Raw genomic sequence first — 5378 nt, 5'->3', positions numbered from 1 at the left:
AGCGGGCGGCTGTGGGCGGGGCTTCGGGCGGGTGAGTGTGGGGCGCGTGAGGACATGGGTGGAGGCGCCGGCAAAGGGGTGGGGGCGGTCGGGCCAGGGGCGCCCGCCGCCGCGAGTGGGCCCAGTGTGCGCAGGCAAGCGGGCTCGCCACATGCGGAATTCGCGCGTGCTTATGCGGTTTTTGGCCGATGCGCGCGCCGCGGCCTGCCGGGCGGACATGGGGCGCGGTGCAACCCGCGTCGCCGTGGGCTGCACCGGCCTGCCGCGCCGTGCGCGCAGCGGCCTGCTGGGTGATTCGTGCGCAATTTGCTGCTTGCCTGCGGCGGCTGGTGCAGGCCAGCCGGCCGGTTTTCAGGGGCGCGCCAGGGGCACGCCAGGGGCGGCAGGTTTCTCATAAAAATAGACGAATAACGTTCTTGGCCGTGCGGCAAGCCGCGCCCGATACTGCGCCGCACCATCACCGCATTCACCGGGAACCCACCACCATGCAACGACGCACCCTGCTGTCGGCCGGCGCCGCAGCGCTGGCCGGGCCACTGGCCTGGCACACCGCGCACACCGCGCACGCCGCGCAGCCGCTGAAGGAACTGCACCTGGACTACGCCACCTATTCGCCCTCCAGCCTGGTGCTGCGCCGCTTCGGCTGGCTGGAAGAGTCGTTCAAGCAGGACGGCACGGCCGTGAAGTGGGTGTTCAGCGCGGGCAGCAACCGCGCGCTGGAGTATTTGAATGCGGGCAGCATCGACATCGGCTCGTCGGCCGGGCTGGCCGCGCTGCTGTCCAAGGCCAACGGCAACCCGATCCGGGCACCGTACATCTTCTCGCGCCCTGAATGGACGGCGCTGGTGGTGCGCAAGGATTCGCCCATCCAGTCGGTGAAGGAACTCAAGGGCAAGAAGGTCGCCGCCACCAAGGGCACCGACCCGTACCTCTTCTTGCTGCGTGCGCTGCAGGTGGCCGGTTTGAAGCGCAACGACGTGGAGATCGTCGCGCTGCAGCACGCCGACGGCCGCACCGCGCTGGAACAGGGCCGCGTGGACGCCTGGGCGGGGCTCGATCCGCTGATGGCCGCCAGCGAGCTGGATGCGGGCTCGCGCCTCATCTACCGCAACGTGGCGTTCAACACCTACGGCTTTTTGAATGTGCGCGAAGAGTTCCTGGCCCAGCGCGCCGCCGAGACGCGCCGCGTGCTGGCCGGCTACGAGCGCGCCCGCCAATGGATCCTGGCCCACACCACCGAGGCGGCCAGGATCCTGTCGGAGGAGGCCAAGGTCAGCCTGGAGGTGGCGCTGCTGCAGCTGAAACTGCGCACCGACCTGTCCAACCCGCAGCCTTCGCAGGAACACATCGCCGCGCTGCAGGGCGCCGCCCCGCTGCTCCTGTCCGAAGCCCTGGTGCGGCCCGGCACGGCGTTGAACAAGGTGGTCACCGACCTGGTGGACACGCAGTTCGCGCGCAGCGTGACGAACGCGCCGGCGGCCTCGCCGGCCTGAGCGCGCCATGTCCGCCAACCCGCAGGAGTTGCCCGGCCTCGCCCCCGTCGTCGAGGCTGCCAGTACCGCCCCGCGCCGCCGTGTCTGGAGCGTGCTGGGCACGGGCTGGATCCTGCCGGCCACGGTGTTGGCCGTGTGGGAAGGCGCCGTGCGCGCTGGCTGGGTCAGCCCGCACCTGCTGCCCGCGCCCACCGAGATCGTCCAGACCCTCATCAGTTTCGGCGGGCAGGGCCTGGCCGGCCATGTGCTCGCCAGCAGCGCGCGCGTGGCGGCGGGCTTTGCCATCGGCACCGTGCTGGCCATCGCCATCGGCGCGCTGGTCGGGCTCTCGCGCCGGGCCGAAGGGCTGCTGGACCCGACCTTCCAGGCGCTGCGCGCCATTCCGTCGCTGGCCTGGGTGCCGCTGCTGCTGCTGTGGCTGGGCATCGACGAGGCGTCCAAGATCGCCTTGATTGCCATTGGCGCGTTCTTCCCGGTCTACATGGGCGTGGCCTCGGGCTTTCGCGACGTGGACCGCAAGCTGGTGGAGGCCGCCCGCATGTACCGGCTGAGCGCTGTGGCCATGGTGCGCCGCGTGCTGCTGCCGGCCGCCTTGCCGGCGGTGCTGACCGGGCTGCGCAACGGCCTGAGCCTGGCGTGGATGTTCATGGTGGCGGCCGAACTCATCGCCGCCACGCGCGGCCTGGGCTATTTGCTGACCGATGGCCGCGAGATGGGCCGCGCCGACATCGTGCTGGCCGCCATCGTGCTGCTGGCGCTGCTGGGCAAGGTCACCGACACGGGCATGGCCTGGCTGGAAAAGCGCCTGCTGGTCTGGCGCGACACCTATGACAGCACTGCGCGGGACTGAACCAACGATGACTGCATTGCAAGACGCCATCGCTCCAGCGTCTCTCGCTGTGGACGGCCCGCTGCTGCAGGCCCAGGACGCGAAGGGCGGCCCGCTGCTGCAGGCCCGCGTGCGCCGCAAGGCCTACGGCGACAGGCCCGTGCTGCAGAACGTGCCACTGGACATCGCCCCCGGCGAGGTGGTCAGCCTCGTGGGCGCCAGCGGCTGCGGCAAGAGCACGCTGCTGCGCATCGTCGCGGGGCTGGACACGCAGTACGACGGCCACGTGCGCCTGGCCGGCGAGCCGCAGCAGGGCATCACGCGTGACATTGGCTCCATCTTCCAGGAGCCGCGCCTGTTCCCCTGGCTCACCGTGGCCGAGAACGTGGCGTTCGATCTGGGCCGCGCCGGGCGGAGTCACCCGCAGGTGCGCGAGCTGCTGGCTGAAGTGGGACTGGCGGGCTTCGAAGACCGCTTGCCGAAGCAGCTGTCCGGCGGCCAGGCGCAGCGCGTGGCCATCGCCCGGGGCCTGTTCACGCGGCCGCGCCTGCTGCTGCTGGACGAGCCCTTTTCCGCCGTCGATGCCTTCACCCGCGCCCGCCTGCAGCAACTGCTGGCCGAGGTGGCGCGCCGCCACGGCCTGGCGCTGCTGCTGGTCACGCACGACGTGGACGAGGCACTCCTCCTGAGCGACCGCGTGGTGGTGCTGGAGGCGCGCGCCGGCGCCGAGCTGCAGGTCATCGACAACCCGCTGCCCCGCCCGCGCCGGCGCGAAGACGAATCGCTGGGCGCCCTGCGCGTGCGGGTGCTGGACGCGCTGCGGCACGCCCACGCGTTCTGACGAACGAGCCGGGGCGCGGCGGCACATCCTCGTACTATATTTTTGATAGCAATATGCCCTAGTGGATCATGCGCTGGAGGCCGATTTGGCTTGTAAACCCCTGGAAGACGGGCTGCTGACGCGCATCCCGTTTCCCCAGGCGTGCAGCCAGCGCCACGGCGGCTCCACCGGTCACCCGCCACGGTCTACCGGCTGCGCAGCCAGCGCACCCACCGGTCGCCGCTGAACTGCACCAGCGACACCAGCGCGATCAGCACGGCGATGACGATCAGCATCACCTGCGTGTCGAAGCGCTGGTAGCCGTAGCGGATCGCCAGGTCGCCCAGCCCGCCCGCGCCCACCGCGCCCGCCATGGCGGACGAGCTGATGAGCGCCACCAGCGTGATGGTGAAGCCGCCGACGATGCCGGGCAGCGCCTCGGGCAGCAGCACCTTCCAGACGATCTGCCCGGTGGTGGCGCCCATGGCCTGGGCTGCTTCGATCAGGCCGTTGTCCACCTCGCGCAGCGAGGCTTCCACCAGCCGCGCCACGAACGGCGCCGCGGCCAGCGTCAGCGGAACCACGGCTGCGGCCGTGCCGATGGACGAGCCGGTGATGAGCCGCGTGAACGGGATGATCGCCACCAGCAGGATGATGAACGGCGTGGAGCGCACGGCGTTCACGATCCAGCCCACCGTCTTGTTCAGCGGGCCGTTCTCCAGCACGCCGCCGCGGTCGGTCAGCCGCAGGAACACGCCCAGCGGGATGCCCAGCAGCGCGCCGACCACCCCCGAGATGCCCACCATGATGACCGTCTCCCACAGCGAGGTGGCAAACAGCTCCAGCATCATTTCCGAAAAATTCTCGAACATCTCAGACCCCGCTCTCTTCGCTCGCTTGCACTTCCTGCACCACCACCCCCTCGGCGCGCAATTGCGCGATCGCCGTGGCCAGCCGCGCGGCGTCGCCGCTGGCATACACCGCGAGCGAGCCGAAGGTCTGGCCCTGGATCTCGTCGATCTGCCCGTGCAGGATCGACAGGTCCAGCCCGTGCTCGCGGATCAGGCGCGACAGGATGGGCTGGTAGGCGCGCTCGCCGGCATACGACAGGCGCAGCAGCTGGCCCACGCCGCCCTGGCCCGCGGCCCGCAGCTGCGACGCCAGGTGGCGCACGTGGTCCAGCACGCTGGCGGGCAGTTCCTGCGGCACGATCTCGTCGATCAGGCTTTTGGTGATGGGCTGCTGGGGCCGGGTGAACACCTCCAGCACCGGGCCCTGCTCCACGATGCGGCCGGCATCGATCACGGCCACGCGGTCGGCCACCTGCTTGATGACCTGCATCTGGTGGGTGATGAGCACCACCGTCAGGCCCAGCTCCTGGTTCACCTGGCGCAGCAGCGCGAGGATGGAGCGGGTGGTTTCCGGGTCGAGGGCCGAGGTGGCCTCGTCCGACAGCAGCACCTTGGGCCGGCTGGCCAGCGCCCGGGCGATGCCCACGCGCTGCTTTTGCCCGCCGCTGATCTGCGCCGGATAGCGGTCGCGCAGGGCCGACAGGCCCACCAGGTCCAGCAGCGGATCGACCCGGCCGCGAATGGCGGCCTTGTCCATGCCCGCCAGCTCCAGCGGCAGGGCCGCGTTCTCGAACACCGTGCGCGAGGACAGCAGGTTGAAATGCTGGAACACCATGCCGATGTCGCGCCGCGCCTCGCGCAGCTGCGCATCATTGAGCCGGGTCAGGTCGCGCCCCGCCACGATCACCTCGCCCCGGGTGGGCCGGCTCAGCAGGTTGATGACGCGCACCAGCGAGCTCTTGCCCGCGCCGCTGCGCCCGATGATGCCGAACACTTCGCCCGGCGTGATGTGCAGGTCGATGCCGCGCAGCGCCTCCACCGGCCCCTGCGAGCCCTGGTAAATCTGGGTGATACCCCGTAAATCGATCATGAAAATGCCATGGCGCCACCGGGGCCCGCAGGCCGCGGCGGCGCTGAAAAGGAAAAATGCGGATGCGGGAATGTACGGGCTTGCACCCCAAACGCCAACGACCCTGAAATTGGGTGCTAAGACATTGCGGTTATGTAGCCGCGCCGAAGTCGTGGCAAAACGATCTTTTCCCGCGCTGGGGTTTTGGGCCGTTCGGGATGGCCGGGCGGTGGGTCGCAGCGGGCCTCGACCCGCGCCCAACCTGCACCGGGTGGATTCGATTGCTATTTATTTCATAGCAATATGCCCTAGTGGA

General features: G+C 69.9%; 5 protein-coding genes. 3 read left to right on the top strand and 2 right to left on the bottom strand.

All coding sequences use genetic code 11. The features are described from left to right. Positions 1-485: 485 nt before the first annotated feature. The 3 genes from AC27IQ_RS18435 to AC27IQ_RS18425 are packed head-to-tail and all read left to right on the top strand — an operon-like array spanning position 486 to position 3163. Positions 486-1493 (top strand): aliphatic sulfonate ABC transporter substrate-binding protein, encoded by a 1008-nt coding sequence (locus tag AC27IQ_RS18435; RefSeq protein ID WP_487090330.1) that lies wholly within the window; start codon positions 486-488, stop codon positions 1491-1493. Positions 1494-1500: 7 nt separating this feature from the next. Further along, on the top strand, positions 1501-2343 hold the full coding sequence (locus AC27IQ_RS18430) for an ABC transporter permease (protein WP_487090329.1): 843 nt from the start codon (positions 1501-1503) through the stop codon (positions 2341-2343). Between the two features lie 7 nt (positions 2344-2350). Continuing rightward, entirely contained in the window at positions 2351-3163 is an 813-nt protein-coding gene (locus AC27IQ_RS18425) for an ABC transporter ATP-binding protein (RefSeq protein ID WP_487090328.1), read from the top strand. A gap of 185 nt (positions 3164-3348) precedes the next feature. On the opposite strand, the gene AC27IQ_RS18420 is transcribed toward AC27IQ_RS18425, so the two are convergent. Continuing rightward, the gene (locus AC27IQ_RS18420) at positions 3349-4014 is read right to left on the bottom strand and encodes a methionine ABC transporter permease (protein WP_487090327.1); all 666 of its coding nucleotides are present in this window, start codon (positions 4012-4014) and stop codon (positions 3349-3351) included. 1 nt (position 4015) lies between these two features. Continuing rightward, a complete protein-coding gene (locus tag AC27IQ_RS18415) occupies positions 4016-5083 on the bottom strand; it encodes a methionine ABC transporter ATP-binding protein (RefSeq protein ID WP_487090326.1) in 1068 nt (355 codons plus the stop codon). Positions 5084-5378 lie beyond the last annotated feature (295 nt).

The organism is Acidovorax sp. KPB24-07 (assembly GCF_057543315.1).
Note: the sequence above shows the minus strand (reverse complement) of the source record. Positions and strands in the feature narration are given on the sequence as shown.

Excerpts from the sequence above, each read along its gene's own strand:
- AC27IQ_RS18435 (WP_487090330.1), top strand. The coding sequence starts at position 486 with ATGCAACGACGCACCCTGCTGTCGGCCGGCGCCGCAGCGCTGGCCGGG.
- AC27IQ_RS18430 (WP_487090329.1), top strand. The coding sequence starts at position 1,501 with ATGTCCGCCAACCCGCAGGAGTTGCCCGGCCTCGCCCCCGTCGTCGAG.
- AC27IQ_RS18425 (WP_487090328.1), top strand. The coding sequence starts at position 2,351 with ATGACTGCATTGCAAGACGCCATCGCTCCAGCGTCTCTCGCTGTGGAC.
- AC27IQ_RS18420 (WP_487090327.1), bottom strand. The coding sequence starts at position 4,014 with ATGTTCGAGAATTTTTCGGAAATGATGCTGGAGCTGTTTGCCACCTCG.
- AC27IQ_RS18415 (WP_487090326.1), bottom strand. The coding sequence starts at position 5,083 with ATGATCGATTTACGGGGTATCACCCAGATTTACCAGGGCTCGCAGGGG.